Annotated in this window: 14 protein-coding genes; 7 read left to right on the top strand and 7 right to left on the bottom strand. The window is 61.3% G+C overall.

The annotated features are described in order from the left end of the window. Nucleotides 1-28 precede the first annotated feature (28 nt). Nucleotides 29-613 (bottom strand): hypothetical protein, encoded by a 585-nt coding sequence (locus BGC09_RS06215; RefSeq protein ID WP_069803026.1) that lies wholly within the window; start codon nt 611-613, stop codon nt 29-31. A 464-nt stretch (nt 614-1,077) separates the two neighbouring features. Between BGC09_RS06215 and BGC09_RS06210 the strand changes: the two genes are divergently transcribed. Then, nucleotides 1,078-2,175, top strand: coding sequence for a patatin-like phospholipase family protein (locus tag BGC09_RS06210; protein WP_069803025.1), 1,098 nt, complete (start codon nt 1,078-1,080; stop codon nt 2,173-2,175). Nucleotides 2,176-2,194: 19 nt separating this feature from the next. On the opposite strand, the gene BGC09_RS06205 is transcribed toward BGC09_RS06210, so the two are convergent. Beyond that, on the bottom strand, nt 2,195-2,704 hold the full coding sequence (locus BGC09_RS06205; protein ID WP_069803024.1) for a 6-pyruvoyl trahydropterin synthase family protein: 510 nt from the start codon (nt 2,702-2,704) through the stop codon (nt 2,195-2,197). Between the two features lie 449 nt (nt 2,705-3,153). On the opposite strand from BGC09_RS06205, the gene BGC09_RS06200 reads away from it, so the two are divergent. Then, entirely contained in the window at nt 3,154-3,477 is a 324-nt protein-coding gene (locus BGC09_RS06200; RefSeq protein ID WP_069803023.1) for an SCP2 sterol-binding domain-containing protein, read from the top strand. 414 nt (nt 3,478-3,891) lie between these two features. Then, nucleotides 3,892-4,458 carry a helix-turn-helix domain-containing protein gene (locus BGC09_RS06195; RefSeq protein WP_069803022.1) on the top strand — a complete coding sequence of 189 codons (567 nt, stop codon included), beginning with the start codon at nt 3,892-3,894 and terminating at the stop codon, nt 4,456-4,458. A 118-nt stretch (nt 4,459-4,576) separates the two neighbouring features. Here BGC09_RS06195 and BGC09_RS06190 read toward each other — a convergent pair whose 3' ends face one another. Further along, nucleotides 4,577-5,764 (bottom strand): DUF1786 domain-containing protein, encoded by a 1,188-nt coding sequence (locus BGC09_RS06190; RefSeq protein WP_069803021.1) that lies wholly within the window; start codon nt 5,762-5,764, stop codon nt 4,577-4,579. 209 nt (nt 5,765-5,973) lie between these two features. Further along, on the bottom strand, nt 5,974-6,315 hold the full coding sequence (locus BGC09_RS06185) for a hypothetical protein (RefSeq protein WP_052889854.1): 342 nt from the start codon (nt 6,313-6,315) through the stop codon (nt 5,974-5,976). 586 nt (nt 6,316-6,901) lie between these two features. On the opposite strand from BGC09_RS06185, the gene BGC09_RS06180 reads away from it, so the two are divergent. From BGC09_RS06180 to BGC09_RS06170, 3 genes are all read left to right on the top strand, one after another. Further along, nucleotides 6,902-8,881: a glycoside hydrolase family 15 protein gene (locus tag BGC09_RS06180; protein WP_084658004.1), complete on the top strand. Its 1,980-nt coding sequence runs from the start codon at nt 6,902-6,904 to the stop codon at nt 8,879-8,881. Between the two features lie 150 nt (nt 8,882-9,031). Continuing rightward, the gene (gene trxB, locus BGC09_RS06175) at nt 9,032-9,997 is read left to right on the top strand and encodes a thioredoxin-disulfide reductase (protein ID WP_069803019.1); all 966 of its coding nucleotides are present in this window, start codon (nt 9,032-9,034) and stop codon (nt 9,995-9,997) included. A gap of 167 nt (nt 9,998-10,164) precedes the next feature. Next, on the top strand, nt 10,165-11,001 hold the full coding sequence (locus BGC09_RS06170; RefSeq protein ID WP_218103981.1) for an endonuclease III domain-containing protein: 837 nt from the start codon (nt 10,165-10,167) through the stop codon (nt 10,999-11,001). A gap of 165 nt (nt 11,002-11,166) precedes the next feature. Here BGC09_RS06170 and BGC09_RS06165 read toward each other — a convergent pair whose 3' ends face one another. Beyond that, nucleotides 11,167-11,946, bottom strand: a complete 780-nt coding sequence (locus tag BGC09_RS06165; RefSeq protein ID WP_069803018.1) for a hypothetical protein — start codon at nt 11,944-11,946, stop codon at nt 11,167-11,169. Between the two features lie 417 nt (nt 11,947-12,363). On the opposite strand from BGC09_RS06165, the gene BGC09_RS06160 reads away from it, so the two are divergent. Beyond that, the gene (locus tag BGC09_RS06160) at nt 12,364-13,428 is read left to right on the top strand and encodes an alpha/beta hydrolase (protein WP_069803017.1); all 1,065 of its coding nucleotides are present in this window, start codon (nt 12,364-12,366) and stop codon (nt 13,426-13,428) included. A 125-nt stretch (nt 13,429-13,553) separates the two neighbouring features. Here BGC09_RS06160 and pepF read toward each other — a convergent pair whose 3' ends face one another. Then, the gene (gene pepF / locus BGC09_RS06155) at nt 13,554-15,353 is read right to left on the bottom strand and encodes an oligoendopeptidase F (RefSeq protein ID WP_069803016.1); all 1,800 of its coding nucleotides are present in this window, start codon (nt 15,351-15,353) and stop codon (nt 13,554-13,556) included. Between the two features lie 315 nt (nt 15,354-15,668). Continuing rightward, entirely contained in the window at nt 15,669-17,336 is a 1,668-nt protein-coding gene (ggt, locus tag BGC09_RS06150) for a gamma-glutamyltransferase (RefSeq protein ID WP_069803015.1), read from the bottom strand. Nucleotides 17,337-17,665: the final 329 nt, after the last annotated feature.

Raw genomic sequence — 17,665 nt, 5'->3', positions numbered from 1 at the left:
CCATCGTAGCGAAGCTGCAGCGTTGAGCTTAGCTGATCACACCCAGAGTGCGCAGCGTCATCAGCGCTTCCTCAACCACCGCTGGCGAGAGATTCAACTGCGCCTTGATCTGCTCGACCGAGCGCTCGCCGTTGACCATCGTAAAAACCAGGCGCAAGACGAAACGCTGGCGCATGCTGAAGCCCGCCAGCAGCTGGGCATCGAGCGGGCGCAGCGGTCGAGGGACCGGCGTCAGCGAGAGGGAAGGTGGCGAGACAGGAGAGGCGGGAGGAAGCGCGGCCTGAGTCGGCCTCGGCCCCGGCCCTGGCCGCGGCTCCGGCTCGGGCAGAGCGGGACGTACCATGGAGCGCAGCACCTGCTCGACATCGGGCTGGATACGCACCTGCCACTGATCGCGGCTGCTCAGCAGGGCATAAGCCCTGGCTCCACTTGCCAGCAGGACTCCATTCGGCCCCTGGATGAGGCTTTCCAGCACTGTCCCCTCCTTCACAAAGACCAGGCCCTGGCAGGTGCCGCGCACAGAAGGTACGCTCACCGTCGTTGAAAGAATCGCAGATTGCCCCTGCAGATAGTCCAGGAGGGTCTGCAAATCTAGATAATAGACCTTATCCATCGTCGTCTTCGTCGTCGCCCGGGGAGAACGGTCTCAAAGCCCATCCCATAGTCTCACTCCGCTCGCAACCAGCATCTGCAGCACGACAGCAGCACAGTGAGTATCAGCCTGCGAGAGAGACGCTGGCGTCAGGGCCTGCTCATCGAGGGCGAGATACTCCCCTGGCTGCAGTGGGCGCGATCTCGCGATTCTGCGCTTGCCATTCTATCACGGCCTGGGGAGCCTTGCATAGAAAAAAATCGTTAAGATAGCACTCTGGTAATACTCGGGATGGAAAGGCTAGAGCATCACTGCACTTGTGCCCGTCCAGAGACTTTTCTTTTCTACTGAAATCAGTGTATAGTTATTCTAGAGAGCGTCCACCTGAAGACGCAACTGCTCTCCTGAGCAAACCATTCCTCTTTCCTCGCCAGCGCGTCCTGGAGCGCGCGCAACAACCTCATCTTCTGGAGGTCCTCCCCAACATGTCTAACACTCGCGACATTCCTCTTGCCTCTCTCTCTCAGTGTGCTTCCAATTCCAGTCCTGCTCATCCGCCGGCTCTGGTCGCTGACGCCGTCTTCGAAGGCGGTGGCATGCGAGCGTTGGCTCACATTGGGGCCTTAGCCGTCGCCGAAGAGCGCGGCTATCGCTGGTACCGTCTCGCGGGCACCTCAGCCGGGGCCATGATCGCCGCCCTGGTTGCCGCTGGCTACAGTGCTGCCGAGCTACACGCCATCATGGGGGCCGTCGACTATCGTCGCTTTGCCGATGATGCCGCCGACGACCACCTGCATCTCCATCAGGTCAGCCGCCTGCTCTTCAAGCTCGGCCTGCACGCGGGCATCGAACTGGAGCATTTCATGCGTGAGCTGCTCCAGGCGCGTGGCCTGCGCCGCTTCGGCGACCTGCGCCTTCCTCCAGAAAGAGCCGCGGCGGTCGGTAGCTCCCCGGCCTATCGGCTGACCGTGATTGCTGCCGACGTCAGCCGACGGCGCCTGCTGTGTCTTCCCCAGGACCTGCACAGTGAGCGGGCCTGCTATGGTCTCGATCCCGACCAGCTTGACATTGCCCGCGCCGTACGCATGAGCGCGAGCATCCCCTTCTTTTATGTGCCAGTGTCCCTCCGGCGCCTCGACGGCGGACTCAGCTACATTGTCGACGGCGGCCTCGTCAGCGGCTTCCCGCTCTTCGCCCTGGTTCCTCCAGATGGTGAAGCGGCCCGCCCTCTGCTGGGTTTTCGCCTCTGCCAGGGCGACGGCGAGGACGATGAGGATGGTAGCGACAAAGGCGCAGATCGGCCAGGGGAGCCGATCCTCCTGCCGCCGGGCAACCTGGTCGCCTTTAGTCAGGCCCTCTTGGAGACCATGCTATCGGCCCATGACCGCTTCGCCCTGGAGCAGCGCGCTCATGGAATGGGGGCCATCCGCACCATCAGCATCCCCGTTGGCAAGATCGGAGCCACGCGCTTCGACCTGAGTCGCGGCGAGATCGAAGCTCTCTATCGCCAGGGCCGGGCCGCCGCAGAGCGCTTCTTTGCCGGGCTGCCTGCAGAGCAAGCGAGTCCAGGGGCCAGGGCCTGAACCAGCCCGGCGCCTTGCCTCAGCCTGGCAGACGTCCCCGCAGATCGAGATGGTAGCAGGCCATCTGCGTCGGAGCCTCCGAAACGCCCACCGTCAGTGTCTGCACATTCAACGTATTGTAGGGTGCCAGTGCCTCCAGCAGCTCCTGCGCGATATACTCAGCCAGCCGCTCTGCGGTTGAGTTATCGATCGGCAGCTCCACCACATCGGACCGTGGGAAGACGTAGCGCTTCTCGCGAAAGCGGATCTCCCACTCATCGGCGGAGGCAATCAACTCGATATGCGGATTCTTCATCGGCAGCAAGAAGCGATGGTTGAGGCGCTGGCAGATCTCGCGCGTCAGGCGCTTGAGGATCGTGAAGTCGAAGACCAGCTGATCCTCGTTGAGGGTCCCCTCCGCCTCCACGGTGACGCCATAGTTGTGGCCGTGGAGGCGCTCGCACTTCCCGCCGTAAGTAATGAAGTGGGCGGCGCTGAACTGGAGATAGCCGCCCTCCACCTTCACCTTAAAACTACTTGCACTAGCCATAGCGGATCTCTCTTGTCTTCCCTCCCTCCCTGCCGACAGGCCAGGCCCGCCCGTCACGGGCCCTGCCCGCTGCAGCAGCGACAGATTGCAAGGCTGGCGCTCCCCCTGCCGAATTGAGCGCTGGACGGCTGCCTGCCGTCCTACCCCGGCCAGCCCGGCGCTGCACCGGAGCCGGCGCTCCGCGGCGCGCCCTGGATATGTCGACCAGCCAGGGACACGATACCATTAAGCTCCGCCCCTGGCAAGAGGCTCTCTCTGCAGCTTCCGCGGGTCCCCTGCTCCAAAAAGAGGCTGGGGGATGAGGCAGCGGCGCGAGAGGGAGTTTTTCGCCTGGGCAAGCGGACGTTTTTGTTAGCCAGTTGCCTGGAATTCTTTGAGGGCCATTGCTATACTGTAACCAGTGCCAGTTAGGGTAACTCCCTGCGAAAGAGCAAAGAAGGAGTGCACCAATGACAACTGCTGAGATCTTCGAAGCAATGGTTCAGAATGTCAATCCGTCAGCCGCGAGTGGGCTGAACAAGACCTTCCAGTGGAACATCACCGGCGATGATCCTGGCGTCTATGCCATCAAAGTGGAAAATGGTCAGGCTGAGCTGATCAAGGGCGGCGTCGAGAAGCCCGACATCACCCTTACCGTCAGTGATAAAGACTGGGCCTCCATTGTTGAGGGAAAGCTCGATCCTACGACGGCCTTCATGACTGGCAAGATCAAGATCAGCGGCGATATGATGCTGGCGATGCGCCTTCAGAATCTCTTCAATCGGCCTCGCTAAGCGAAGGCTTCAGCTCTATTTCCGACTGAGCGAAGCCGCTGTCCGCTGCGCACAGCCTACAACAGAGCAACGCAACGAGCAGAGGCGCTCATTCTCGCGGCGTCTCCCGGCTGAGACACCTTGGTCCCATGAGAAGCCTCTCATGGACCCGAGGTGTTCTTTACTATCAGAGGCTCCTGCGCTGTCCTACCCTGCCCTGCCCTGCTCTGCGATCTTCTCCCACCCTTGCCCGCGCTCGCCTCGCAGTTTCCCCGAGGCGGCTTCCCTCCCTTATGCCTTGCTAACCCTCCCTGGGTATGGTATACTCACCATGAACAATTGTATCTTGCCTGCTGCTTGCCAGCGCTGACCACCAGCGTACGAAGGCGAGACGAAGACAAGATAACGTATCCCAGGTGGAGAAAGGCGTCCAAGATGGCCTTACGGAGCGATGAACTGCACTATAACTTGCAGCATCTGAATGGTATGTTGACTACCCACGAGGCTGCCAAACAACTCGATCTGAGTTACTGGCACTTTATGCACCTTGTAGAGGCCGGACGCATCCCCGGCGTACGAATCGTTGATCGCTGGCTCTTCTCTCCGGCGGACCTCGATGAGTATAAGCGCCGGCGCTATGGCGAACTGGTCGATCTGGCCCGGACTGCGCTCTCTCACCCCGATGTCGATCTGACAGAGAAACAAGCCACCATCTGTCGCTATCTGGCCAATAGTGAACGCCCCTCCGCTATCGCCCGCAAGCTTCAGCAGTCACGCCAGGCCGTCTACTCCCAGATTACCCTGATCCGCGAAAAAGTGGCTCGCATCCTCGATCAACGCGCCGACCCCAATGCTGACCCCGAGCAGGCTGCTCCCCGCCGTAAGAGCCGTCGCCGGCAGCGCAGCAAAGAGCCAATTCCTTTACCCTCCCCGGTCTCTGAGGCGGAAGCATCCGCTCAGGCCACCGGCGCCGAAGTTCCCGATAGTGGTGTGACCCCCTGATGCAGCTCCCCGCTCCTCCTCCTTTCCTTTCCTCCTTCTCCTGCCAATCGCCCTGTCTGCTGCCACGTCAGACCTCTGCTCAGCGCGCTACCGATCCTTCCCTGGCCTGTCCGTCTGGTCAGCCACGGGCCAGGCTGTCTCTCCCGTTCAGGAGTGCGGGCCGAATCGCTGGGGCCAGCTCGGGCACACGCTCGGCCAGAGCGCGCAGCAGACCGAAACAACCGGCCAGCATCATATCGCCATGCGGTACGGCCTCGTAGTGAGGCAGTGCCGAGCCGCGCAGCAGCTCGCGGCGGGGGCCGGTGACCGCCAGAAACGGCAGCTCCGGGGAGGTAGTAGGCGACGCCGCTGGGCGCGCTGGCTCCAGCACCAGTGCCCCATGTCCGCTATCCTCAAAGACCTCATCGTTGGTCAGTATGCCGGCGGCCAGCTTCTGCAGCAGCTCCTCCAGGCGTGCCCGGCTGATCTCGCCGGTGTGGTGCTCAAAAAGACCGACGATACGTCCTTCCACCAGGTGGAAAGCCAGTGTATGGAAGTTGCCGATGTTGCACAGCAGGCTCTGTCTCTGCTGGCGCACCAGTGGGTCCTCCAAGGCCCCCAATGCTGCCGCAGCCCCCGTATCCATCACGAGCACCGGCAGGTCCGGCCTGGAACCGCTGTACTCCATATAGCGGGCAACACTTCTTTTGAGCGCCTGCAGGCGGGTCAGCGCCGGCGGAATCTCCTCCGCCAGGTAGGCGAAGGTTGCCGGTCTTGGCGAGCGGCGGATCATGTGTTCCAGAAACTCGAAGCGGAAGCGCCGATCGCTATAGCCCGGAGGAGCAGCCCCGTGATCGAAGGCGGCGATGGCCAGGGCATCCACTCGCGGATCAACATCGAAGGTGCGCAAAGCCTGGACGATGGCCTGCCCGTCCAGATCCTGCAGCTCAATATGGACCACATCCGGGCGCCGGGCCTGCCGGGCGGCCTCCTCCTCACTGACGATCTCAAAGCCCATCTGCGCCACCGCATTCAGATCATCGTCGAAGGTGCGCGCCGCCTCGGGAGTCACTGCGACCGGATAGCCAGCCAGAGCATGGTCGCGGGCCGCCCAGTGCGAAGGGCCACCGCCCATCGTGACCCCGGTCAGCAGCAGAGGCCGGCCCGCCTCCGTCGCCCGGCGAATGCGCTCGGCTACAATCACCGTTGGCGAGGGCATCACCAGCTTCACATTATTTTCCATCGTCCTGCCGCTTTCGAAGAGCAGGATATCCTGTGTTCCCGTGCCGATGTCGATCGCCAGCACGCGCGCTGCTGCAGGTGCCATACGCAATCTAAGCCCCCTTTCAGCCCTCTTCCTGAGAAAGAAAGGACAACCAAAGGCAACGAACGGACCAATCTACAAAAGGACAAGAGTAGAGCAACCTGGCGCTGCTCATGACGCATGAAGAGTGGCGGCGCGTCAATTCAGTATAGCATCTCGGAGTCGGAAAGAGAGCGTCGTGCGAGCGAGCGCTGGTATCCTTGCCGGGCCAGCTAGAAACTGAGCAGCGTGAAGCCGGAGCGCGTGGTGATCGGGCGGACCTTCTTCAGCGACCGCCAGGCCGATTTGCTCATGCGGGCCTGTTTACGCAAGGCAGCCAGCTGCCCATCGGAAAAATGCTCGGACGCCACCAGCACAAAGGTCCGCAGTTCCGCACGTAGCTGATTAAGACGGCGCTCCAGCTCGGCCAGACGCGCCCGATCGTGTGGCAGCCCCTGGACTGCCAGGCGCGCCAGATCTGCCCACTGACTCATCAAGGGGCGCATGCGCTCAAAGCGCTCTGCGATACAGGTAGCTACCATCTCAAAGTCAGGTACGGACGCCAGATCTGCCATGCTCCTCTTCTCCTTCTTTCCTTCCTTGTTCGCATGCATGATGCTTGTCTGTCTGACTGCTTGCTGTTGGCCCCTCCTCTCTCAGCCAGGCCAGGCGGTGACTACTTTGCCCTCAGCTACCGGCCTGCCTGGTATTGCCGCCCATTCCACCCGTTCAGGGATCTTGCTCTGCTAGAGAGATCAAAAAGCAGATCGACCCGGCTCTGCCCCTTTTAAGGGGAGAAGGTTACTGCTTTGCGCGGCGATTTTGCTTTTCTCTGGCACCAGCCTCCTCTCCCACCATGACAAGTGGAGCGCGGCTTTGTCTCCCGCTCACTGTTCATCTTTTCGGCGCCAGTCTACCTCAGCAGCGCTTTGGCCAGGACTTGAGCCTGAGCAGATCCGCTGTTTGCCTGTGGTACAATGCATACCAGCAGATAGCAACAGGGAAGCGCGACGCGCCGACAGCGAAGCGAAGCAGTTTGCGGCCAGGCCACAGGAGCGCTGGCTCGCTGCCTAACGCTGCTAGACGCTGCGCATGTCATAGCTTTCTCTGTATACCATACCCTGTCGCTAGAAAGCAATGATGGCGCGAAAGGACTCTGGCATGGAACAGGCAAAGTCGCACGACGGAGGAGAGACAGCACCGCCCGTGCGGTCACACGGTCGCCTTGAGCAGCCAGGAACGGCAGATGATCGCCCGGCGACCTATTTACCCATCGAGGACTATGCGGTCATCGGAGACCTGCATACGGTGGCCCTGGTCGGCAAAAATGGCTCGATCGACTGGTGCTGTATTCCACGCTTCGATTCTCCTAGTGTTTTTGGCGCCTTATTAGACGCGCGGAAAGGTGGCTTCTTTCGCATTGCGCCGCCCCCGCACGATCATGCCTCGATGGGACAGAAGCAGCTCTATATTCCGGAGACCAACATTCTGCTGACGCGCTTTCTCACGGTCGATGGCGTAGGGGAGATCACCGACTTCATGCCGGTGAAGGTGCCCGGCAGCGCCGAGCATCAGCATCATCTCTATCGGGCCGTGACCGTAGTGCGTGGCTCGCTCAAATTCGAGCTGGTCTGTCATCCCGCCTTCAACTATGGCCGCGACGGGCACGTCGTCCATCTTTCGCCCGAAGGGGCGATGTTCCACAGCGATGGGCTCTCTCTGGGGCTGGCCAGCACGGTGCCGCTGAGCGAGGACGGACGGAGGGGAGTACGCGCTGAGTTTACCCTGCACGCTGGCCAATCGGCCTACTTCCTGCTGGAGAGCGCCAGGCGCGGCGACCTTGGCCCACAGCATGTCTCATCGCGCCGCTATCACGATGCCTTTCAGCGCACGCTCACCTTCTGGCGGCGCTGGCTCTCCCAGTGCCAATACCAGGGGCGCTGGCGCGAGATGGTGCAGCGCTCGGCTCTGGTGCTTAAGCTGCTCACCTATGCCCCCACAGGCGCTATTGTAGCTGCGCCGACGACCAGCCTCCCCGAGACGGTCGGTGGCGCTCGCAACTGGGACTATCGTTATACCTGGCTGCGCGATGCTGCCTTTACGCTCTATAGCCTGCTGACCCTCGGCTTCACTCAGGAGGCCGAGGCCTTCATGCAGTGGCTTGATGCTCGCTGCCATGAGCTGAAAGAAAACGGCTCGCTCCAGCCCATGTATGGCATTAACGGCGAGCAGGAACTGGTCGAATACACCCTTGATCACCTGGAGGGCTATCGCCAAAGTCGTCCCGTCCGCATCGGCAACGCCGCTTACAAGCAGCAGCAGCTCGACATCTATGGTGAGCTGATGGATGCCATCTACATCTTCAATCGCTATAGCACGATCTCCTATGACCTGTGGGAGAACCTGCGACGTCTGCTGGAGTGGCTGCAACATCACTGGGACGATCCCGATGAAGGCATCTGGGAGGTGCGCGGCGGCCCCCAGCACTTTGTCCACTCGCGCGTCATGTCCTGGGTCGCCTTCGATCGCGCCTTGCGCCTGGCTCGCCACCGCGGCTGGCCGGCGCCAATGGTCGAGTGGATGGAGACCAGCGCCCGCATTTATGAGCAGATTATGCATAAAGGATGGAACGAGCGTAAACAGAGCTTTGTTCAGTATTATGGAAGCGATGCTATCGATGCCAGTGCCCTGCTGATGGCCATTGTCAAATTCACAGGACCGAACGAGCCGCGCATGCTCAAGACGATCGAGCGCATTCAGCGCGAACTGGCCAGCGACTCCCTGGTGCATCGCTATGATCCCGGGCGGGCTGCTGACGATGGCCTGGGGAGTCAGGAAGGCACTTTCAGCCCGTGCAGCTTCTGGCTGGCCGAAGTGCTAGCGCGCTGCGGACGCCTCGACGAGGCGCGCCTGCTCTTGGAGAAGATGCTCACCTATAGTAATCATGTTGGTCTCTATGCCGAAGAAGTCGGGTTGTGTGGCGAAGCTCTGGGCAACTTCCCCCAGGCTTTCACCCATCTCTCGCTCATTACGGCCTGCACCAACATTGACGCGGCCCTCAACCGGGCCCAGGGAAGGCTCAGCGCTGAGCGGCAGACGCAGCAAGCCCTGCCTTCCGAGCGTCCCGGAAGCCTGCCCTGACTCAGGGCAGGCTGGCGGAGTCAGAGCCAGCGACGAGAGAGAGGGGCATAAAAGGCCCCCCTTCTCGTGTTTTCACAAGTGGACCTTTAGCGTCCCTTTCTTTCTACAGTCAGGGGAATACGTTTGCAAGAAGCGGAGTACATACTGTCTATGGCGAAGCTCTATGACGCAATCATCATCGGCTCAGGGCCGGCAGGCTATACTGCGGCCATTTATGCTGCACGCGCCAACCTCTCGGTCCTGGTCTTTCAGGGTTACCAGGTCGGCGGACAGTTGATGCTGACCAGCGAGGTCGAGAACTACCCCGGTTTTGAAGAAGGCATCCTGGGGCCGGCCCTGATGGAGAAGCTGGAGCAGCAGGCGCGGCGCTTCGGGGCTGAGATGCTTCCCGAAGACGTCACTGCCGTTGACTTTAGCCGCCGCCCCTTTGTGATTACCAGCGATTCGGGCAGTTACCTGGCCCGAGGGGTGATCATTGCCACCGGCGCCAGCGCCAAATGGTTGGGACTGCCGAGCGAGCAGCATCTGCAGGGACGCGGGGTCAGTGCCTGTGCAACCTGTGATGGCTTCTTCTTTAAAGACAAAGAGGTGGCCGTGATCGGCGGGGGCGACACCGCGATGGAGGAGGCCCTTTTCCTCACGCGCTACGCCAGCCATGTGACCGTCATCCACCGTCGCGATACCCTGCGCGCCAGCAAGATCATGCAGGAGCGCGCCTTTAAAAATCCCAAGATCAGCTTTATCTGGAATAGCGAAGTGGTCGAGGTTCTGGGCGAGGACTCGGTGACCGGCCTGCGCCTGCGCAACGTCAAGACGGGCGAGGAGCAGACGCTAGTTGTCAAGGGGCTGTTTCTGGCCATCGGTCATCAGCCGAATACCGACCTCTTCCGGGGCCTGCTGCAGATGGATGAGCTGGGTTACATCATCCCTGTCGAGCACACCATGACCAATATTCCGGGTGTCTTTGCCGCTGGCGATGTAACGGATCGCCGCTATCGCCAGGCGGTCACCGCTGCCGGTGACGGCTGTCGGGCAGCCATCGATCTGGAGCGCTGGCTAGAGGGCCAGGCCCACGAGGAAGCAAGCCGTCAGGAAGCGCTGACCTCGGGTGAGTAGCCTGGCCGGTCTCATGACCTGACGTCTCGCCTCGCCTGGCCGCCGCGCCGCTCCCTCCAGATAGGGCGGCCAGGCTATCCTGGGAGCCTCCCCTCACCTCCGCCGCTCGGGCGGCTCCAGGTTTGGCGGGAAGCGAACGAAGAAGGAAACGAGAAAGGACCGATCCCGTGAAGCCGAAACAACGTCGAAGCCAGCAGGAGGCGCTCTACCGCCAGGCGCTCTTCGACGAAACGTCTCAGCCCCCAGGTTCAGAGGAGCGGAGGGCCGCGGAGCAGAGTCAGGACCAGGCTGCCCAGCGCCAGCGGATTCAGGAGATCACGCAGCGGCTGGTTGAGCACTATGGCGAGCCGGAGTGGTCCAGCAAAGACCCCCTCAGCCAGCTCGTCGATGTCTTGCTTTCGCATCGCACGCGCGACGAGCAGACAGCCGCCGCCTATGCGAGCCTGCGCCAGCAATTCGGAAGCTGGGAAGCGGTACGTGACGCCCCCACGGCAGCCGTAGAGAACGCCATTGCCGTCGTCAACTGGCCAGAGGTCAAGGCGCCACGCCTGCAGGCCATCCTGCGTCAGATCACTGCTGAGCGCGGCGTTCTCACCCTTGACTTCCTCTGCAGTCTCCCTGTCCAGGAAGGTCTCGCCTGGCTCAGTCGCTTCGAGGGCGTCGGTCCCAAGACTGCCGCCTGCGTCCTCCTCTTTAGCTGCCGCCTGCCAGTGCTCCCCGTCGACACCCACGTCCATCGCATCTCTATCCGCCTGGGCCTCATCCCGCCTCGGCTCACCCCCGAGCAAGCCCAGCCCGTACTGCAGGCCCTGCTGCCGCCCGAGGCTCGCCCCATCTACAACTTCCACAAAGGTCTCGTCTGGCACGGCCAGCGCCGCTGCTTCTTCCAACGACCGCGCTGTGACCAGTGCTTTCTCCGCGATCTCTGCCTCTATTATGCTGCTGCACGCCACAAGCAGCGTCGGGAGGCACAACAGACAGGTCAAACGGAAAAAGAGGCCTGACTGGTAAATAGCAAGAATATCCCTCCTTCCGAGCGAAGAAAGAGGGGAAGGGAAGAAGAAGAAGAAGAAGAAAGCAAGGTGGATAGTGATTTCCCCACGCGAATCCGGGCGACCAGAGCGGTCGCCCGGCGTAGGGGTGCTTACACAGGAGTTGAGAGTGGTGAACTAGCTGCCGCTCCGGGCGGGAGCATGGCTCAAAACGGGATAGCCCTCAGCCACATACTCGCTGGGGTCGGGCTGGATTTCGTCCAGATGGTAGGAGTTCTTGGCATCCGTGTTGATACCGGGCCAGCGAGCGCCATAGAGATAATGACCGGTCTGAGCAGGAGAGAGCGGCAGCTTGCCGAACTGCGGGATACCACGCACACGCGGCACATCTGGCTCGGGCGACTCGCTATAGAGATCGTCGGGCACCCGATTGTAACCCATGCACTGCAGATCCGCCTCGCTCAGATTCAGCTGCACTACACCATCATCACTCAGGGATTTCACCGCCTGACGCGGCACATAGTAGACCTTGGGGAAGAGGCGCCCACGCTCAACCAACAGATAGGTCGGGAAGCGGGCCTGAATGGTTCCAAGCCAGCTGCCACGGGCATCGACCACGTCCAGACCCAGCTTGAAAGGAGAGCGCGTGCGTGCCTCAGCGGGCGCGGGCACATAGATGGGTGGCAGAGATTTGAAGGGGTCCTCGAGCCCCCAACCGACCATAAAGGCAATCACAAAAATGCCTGCCACCAGCGCCAGCCCGAGCGAGAGCAAGGGAGCGCTGTTCAATAAGAGCAGCAGAAAGAAGACCGCAGCCACTGCCACGGCCAACAACAGCGGCCAATAGCTCGGCCCGGGTGTATGGATATGCTCTTCCCCTTCCTCGCCCTCAACGTCGAGCAAGGTCGCGTGAATTTCGTCGGCAATCGAGCCGGCAGTCTGAGGAGACCTGTCCATACAGCTCCTGTTCCTCGCTTCAGATCGCACTCACCAGCCAACGGGAGCCGGAGCGCCCCACGCTGCCATTAGTGAGCGAAGCTTGCTTCTTTGAATAGCCTGGATAGAAAGAAAGAAAGAAAGAAAGAAGAAACTCCCCTTACCAAATACCATAGCACATAAGCGCAAGCGCGAAGGCCATCGCTCGCCCTTAAGTATAGCACATCTGGCCAGGGATGAATAGCGCACCGGACTGGCTGGCGGACAGCCAGGTAAGCAGGACTGCGACCTCAAGCATTGAGTCGTGAAAGAGACGAACCAACGCGCCTACGCCCACCAGCCCGAAGCGACTTGCTTGATTTTGGGTACCGGCTGGGGTAAGCTTACTGATATGTGATTCACCTTTCATATTTGATAGTGAAGGAGGCCACCATAGGCATGCCCACCTCAGTCCTTTTACCTGGCATCAGCCAGAGGCGTTGCAGCACAGAGCGTCTAGAGATTGCCTATCTCGAAGCCGGGAGCGAAGGGCCGGCGCTCGTCCTTATCCACGGCAACTGCTCCTCATCGCTTTTCTTCCAGGACCTCATGCTGGCCCTGGCAGCGCTTGGCTACCATGTTTACGCGCCCGACATGCGGGGCTACGGTGACAGCCAGGTCTTACCGATTGATGCCACCCGTGGCGTCCGTGACCTCTCAGACGACCTGGCCAGTTTCGCGGAAGCCCTGGGGTTGAGCGGCTTCCACCTGCTCGGTTGGTCGCTCGGAGGCAATGTTGCCATGCAGTATGCCATCGACTATCCTGGCCGGCTCCGCGGCCTCATTCTAGAGGCGACCGGCTCGCCCTTTGGCTTTGGAGGAACGCGCGACGCCGAAGGGCGCCCGGTCTGGCCGGACTTCGCTGGCAGCGGAGGCGGGACCGCCAATGCTGAATTCGTGCAGCGTCTTGCCGCTGGCGATCGCAGTGCTGAGCAAGGCTCACCGCGGGCTGTTATGAACAACTTCTACTTCAAGCCGCCGTTTCATGTAGCGCCCGAGCGCGAAGAGATCTACGTCAGCGCCATCCTCTCGACGCGCACCGGGCCTGGCAACTATCCGGGCGACTCCCTGCCGTCGCCGAACTGGCCCTATGTTGCCCCGGGGCGTCAGGGAGTCAACAATGCCCTCTCTCCCGCCTATCTCAATCAAGCGGCCCTGGTCGACCTCAATCCCAAGCCGCCCATTCTCTGGATTCACGGTATCGACGACCAGATCGTCTCTGACACCTCCTTCTTCGACCTTGGCTATCTCGGGCAGCTTGGCATCGTACCGGGTTGGCCAGGGGCCGAGCAGTATCCGCCCCAGCCCATGAAGACCCAGATTCGGAGACTCCTGGAGCGTTATCGCCAGCAGGGAGGGAGCTATCACGAACTCCAGCTAACCAACTGTGGGCACTCCCCGCATATCGAGCAGCCCCAGCAGGTCCTGGAGGCCATGCGCGACTTCATTGCCGCTCACGTCTAACAGAGCGGAGGGAGCGAGGAGTGGGGGAGCAGTGCGCCGTCTGGCGGCCCGTGTTGGGTGCCTGGCGGCGCCCAGGCGCAGCGCAGCGAGGCGCGTCTACCAGATCGCCCGCCTTCCTTTCCTGGCTAGCCGATCAGCTCCTCCATCTGCCTGAGATGTGACTCGAAGAGACGCAGGGCCTGGCGCACCGGCTCCGGCGTCGTCATATCGACCCCGGCCCGTCGCAGCAGCTCAATGCTATAGTCCGAGGAGCCGGAGCGCAGGAACTGCAAGTAGCGCGCGACCGCTGGCGCCCCCTGCTCCAGAATCTGCTGGGCCAGCGCGCAGGCTGCCGAGATGCCGGTCGCATACTGATAGACGTAGAAATTGTAATAAAAGTGGGGGATACGGGCCCACTCGATATCGATCAAGTCATCGATAACCACCTCGGCCCCATAGTACTTCTCATTGAGGCGGTGGTAGAGTCGACTCAGCGTATCCGCCGTCAGCGGCTCGCCCTGCTCAGCCAACTGATGAATCTGATACTCGAACTCGGCAAACATCGTCTGGCGGTAGAGCGTCCCGCGGAAATCCTCCAGTGAGTGATTGAGAATGGCCAGGCGCTCCTCGCGGCTCTCCGTCGTCTTGAGCAAGTACTCGGTGAGCAGCGTCTCATTCAAAGTCGAGGCCACCTCGGCCACGAAGATCGTGTAGTCTCCGTAGACAAAAGGCTGATGGCGGCGTGTGTAATACGAGTGCAGCGAGTGCCCTAGCTCGTGGGCCAGGGTATACATGCTATCGCGGTTACCCTGGAAATTGAGCAAGATGAAGGGGCGCGTCCGATAGGCGCCGCCACTGTAGGCGCCGCCGCGCTTGCCGGGCGTCTCGAAGACGTCGATCCAGCGCTCGCTGAACGCCTGCTTGAGCCCACTGATGTATTCTTCCCCCAGAGGTGCGAGGGCGGCAATGACTGTATCGCGGGCCTGCTCGTAAGAGATCTCCTGCAGCGTCTCCTTAACGATCGGGACATAGAGATCGTACATATGCAGCTCATCGAGCTGGAGCATGCGCTTACGCAGGCGCAGGTAGCGATGCAGCAGCGGCAGCTCCTCGTTGACCGTCTCGATGAGCATATCGTAGACGCTCTCGGGGATGTTGTAGCGAGCCAGGGCGCGCTCGCGGCCCGAGCGATAGCCGCGCTGTCGGGTGTAGAACATATCCGTCTTGATATGTCCGGCCAGGGTGGCGGCGATCGTATTGCGCTGCTTGAGGAAAGTCCCGTGTAGTGCCTCGAAAGCCTCCTGACGCACGCGCCGATCCGTACTGCGGATATAGACCAGGTAGTTCCCCTTGGTCAGCTCCACCTCCTCGCCCTGCTCGTTGCGGATAGTCGGCAGGTGCAGATCGGCATTATCGATCATGGTGAAGATGGCATCTGGCGTCTCAGCCATCTCTCCGGCGGCGGCCAGCACCGCCTCCACCTCGGCGGAGCGAATATGTGGGCGCTGACGATTGAGGTCATGCAGCTGATGCTTATAGAGTGCCAGACCGGGAGTTTCGTTCAGATAGCGCTCAAGCCTCTCCTGTGGCACAGCCAGAATCTCCGGCTCAATAAAGGAGATCGCCGTGGAAGCGCGCACGTAGAGCTGAAGGGCGCGGTCGTACATCCCCTGGTAGTGGCTATTACTGGTATCCTCATCCTTACGCATCGAGGCGTAGACCAGCAGCGTCTCCAGTCGTTCGAAGAACTCATCGCGCTGGCGCAGGACGCTCAGGAGAGCCTCGCCGCTCTGGGCCAGTGTCCCCTTGAGGGCTTCCAGATCCGGCAGCAGTCGCTGTAGCTCCTGATACTCGCGCTCCCAGGCCTCATCAGTTGCGAAGACACTCTCCAAATTCCACGTATACTCTTTAGGAATATCGCTACGTTTCTTCCAGGTTTGCAGCATCTCGCCTCCTCAAAAAGGGACCATAAACTCAGGAAAGTGTTTTCATTGTAGCAGAAAATTGGCGCACGCGCGTAGTGGTGAGTGCACAGGCAGGATAGAGCTGGCCGATCGCACCAGTGTACGGGAGACTGGTCCGAGTCGAGTCTTGGGCAGCGAGCAAGGGAGCAGGTTCACACGCGCCGGGCCGGGGGGCAGGTACCAGACCAGGCCGGAGAGCGCAAACGCAAAGCAGGGTTTGCTCGCGGGGCGAGCGAGCCAGGGACAAGGCTGGCGCAGGCACGCCGGCCCGCCAGCCGGGTCCGGGCCGAGAGAAAGCTACCAGCCGAGGGCTAAGCCATCGCAGCGTGGATCTGCTGCGCCCTGGAGCACCTGGGTGCCGGGAGTAATCAGAATAGCCTGAGCGTGGCCCATATCGTCTTCCCACGGTCCCCAGATCGCCACCCGGTGGCCCAGCATCTCCAGGCCCAGCGCCACCGCATTTGGAAAGCGCTGCTCCAGAGCCACCACCTCGCTGGCCCCGCTTTCTCCTGCTGGATGGGCGCCTTGCTGTCCCTGTAGCAGCTGTCGGCGTCCGCCCTGTTGTAGCAAGAGGCCGCTGCGCCAGCGTGGGGCGTTAATCGCCTGCTGAATATTCAGCCCAAAGTCGATCACTGCTGTCAGCAGCTGCACATGAATCTGCGGCTGGGCATCCGCCCCCATTGTTCCCAGTACCAGAAACGGCTCGCCGTCGCGCAGGACCAGCGCAGGCGTCAGTGTATGCATCGTGCGCTTCCCTGGTTGCAGATAATTCACGTGGCGCGGGTTCAGAGAGAAATAGGAGCCGCGATTGTGCAGCAGTACCCCGCTCTCGCCGGCCACGATCCCGCTGCCCCAGCTATAGAAAAGGCTCTGGATCAGCGAGACGGCGTTGCCCTCACTATCAACCACGCACAGATACATCGTATCGCCGTCGCGCTCAGGTTTGCTCTCGACCTCGACGTGGAAGGAGGCGCGCTCTGGATTGATGCGTGCTCGCAGCTGCTCCGCGTACGCCTTGCTCAGCAGGCGTTCTACCGGAATCTCCACAAAAGCTGGATCAGAGAGATAGCGATCGCGATCGGCAAAGGCCAACTTCTTAGCCTCAATCATCAGGTGCAGCGTCTCGGGACTTTGATAACCGAGTGCCTGCAGATCATAGCCCTCCAGAATATTGAGCATCTCCAGGACCGTCAGGCCCTGTGAATTGGGAGGAAACTCAAAGACCTCGTAGCCGCGATAGGTTGTTGACAGTGGCGTTACCCAATCCGAATGATGGGCCGCGAGGTCCTCCAGGCTCAGCACTCCGCCGCAGCGCTGCACGTAGTCAACGATCGTGCGCGCTAGAGGTCCGCGATAGAAAGCCTCGCGGCCCTCGCGTGCGAGTAGGCGGTAGGTACGTGCCAGGTCAGGCTGGCGCAAGATCTCGCCGCAGCCTGGGGGGCGGCCTTCAGGGAGAAAAACGCGAGCCGTCGCCTCCCAGCGCTGCAGCACTGTCTTGGCGGCGCGCTCCAGCCAGCCAGCCAGCTTCGACGAGACCGGAAAGCCCTCCTCAGCGTAGGCGATGGCCGGCGCAAAGACCTCCTCGACTGGCAGCCGGCCAAAGCGCTCCAGGGCCTCGAACCAGCCATCGACTGCCCCAGGAACCGTAATCGAGAGCGGGCCAATCGCTGGAATCTCACGCAGTGAGTGCGCGGCGAAATACTCGGGAGTCAGGGCACGCGGTGCGCGCCCGCTGCCGTTGAGAGCATGCAGCCGACGGCTGCGCGCCTCCCAGATCAGCATAAAAACGTCGCCGCCCGCTGAGCAGGTTGGCGGGTAGACAACCGTCATCGCCGCGTTAGCAGCGACGGCGGCATCGACTGCGTTTCCTCCGCGTTCCAGCGCCTGCAAACCGGCCCGAGTAGCCAGGTAATGAGCGCAGGCGACCATGAGATGTGAGCCAAAGACGGGTTGGTCGGAGAGCATGATGGGAGATCGCCTTTCGCACCGAGTGCCTTCGTCAACCAGCTAAAGCCCTGTGCAGATCGAGTGGCCAGCCTGATTGGCGAGGCAAGCCTACCTACCTTCACTTCACAAACGAACGGACAAACAAACGCAGGCCGAACAGAGCAGCCGAACAGAGCATCAGGCGACCGGTCCTGGAAGCCTTCCAGGAAGGCTTCCAGAAGCGCTGGCTAGCCCCTTGCCCGCTACCCATTATAGCATAGCGCGAGAGGGAGAGGCGGCAAGCGCTTCCTCGAAGCGCAGGGACGGCGACTTGACGGCGCAGTCCTCTCCCGTTATCATGAGCCTGC

The sequence above is a fragment of the Thermogemmatispora onikobensis genome (assembly GCF_001748285.1).
In the GTDB taxonomy this organism is placed as follows: Bacteria; Chloroflexota; Ktedonobacteria; order Ktedonobacterales; family Ktedonobacteraceae; genus Thermogemmatispora; species Thermogemmatispora onikobensis.
The sequence above is the reverse complement of the archived record's forward strand: the minus strand, read 5'-3'. Positions and strand labels throughout refer to the sequence as shown.

Excerpts from the sequence above, each read along its gene's own strand:
- BGC09_RS06215 (WP_069803026.1), bottom strand. The coding sequence starts at position 613 with ATGGATAAGGTCTATTATCTAGATTTGCAGACCCTCCTGGACTATCTG.
- BGC09_RS06210 (WP_069803025.1), top strand. The coding sequence starts at position 1,078 with ATGTCTAACACTCGCGACATTCCTCTTGCCTCTCTCTCTCAGTGTGCT.
- BGC09_RS06205 (WP_069803024.1), bottom strand. The coding sequence starts at position 2,704 with ATGGCTAGTGCAAGTAGTTTTAAGGTGAAGGTGGAGGGCGGCTATCTC.
- BGC09_RS06200 (WP_069803023.1), top strand. The coding sequence starts at position 3,154 with ATGACAACTGCTGAGATCTTCGAAGCAATGGTTCAGAATGTCAATCCG.
- BGC09_RS06195 (WP_069803022.1), top strand. The coding sequence starts at position 3,892 with ATGGCCTTACGGAGCGATGAACTGCACTATAACTTGCAGCATCTGAAT.
- BGC09_RS06190 (WP_069803021.1), bottom strand. The coding sequence starts at position 5,764 with ATGGCACCTGCAGCAGCGCGCGTGCTGGCGATCGACATCGGCACGGGA.
- BGC09_RS06185 (WP_052889854.1), bottom strand. The coding sequence starts at position 6,315 with ATGGCAGATCTGGCGTCCGTACCTGACTTTGAGATGGTAGCTACCTGT.
- BGC09_RS06180 (WP_084658004.1), top strand. The coding sequence starts at position 6,902 with ATGGAACAGGCAAAGTCGCACGACGGAGGAGAGACAGCACCGCCCGTG.
- trxB (WP_069803019.1), top strand. The coding sequence starts at position 9,032 with ATGGCGAAGCTCTATGACGCAATCATCATCGGCTCAGGGCCGGCAGGC.
- BGC09_RS06165 (WP_069803018.1), bottom strand. The coding sequence starts at position 11,946 with ATGGACAGGTCTCCTCAGACTGCCGGCTCGATTGCCGACGAAATTCAC.
- BGC09_RS06160 (WP_069803017.1), top strand. The coding sequence starts at position 12,364 with ATGCCCACCTCAGTCCTTTTACCTGGCATCAGCCAGAGGCGTTGCAGC.
- pepF (WP_069803016.1), bottom strand. The coding sequence starts at position 15,353 with ATGCTGCAAACCTGGAAGAAACGTAGCGATATTCCTAAAGAGTATACG.
- ggt (WP_069803015.1), bottom strand. The coding sequence starts at position 17,336 with ATGCTCTCCGACCAACCCGTCTTTGGCTCACATCTCATGGTCGCCTGC.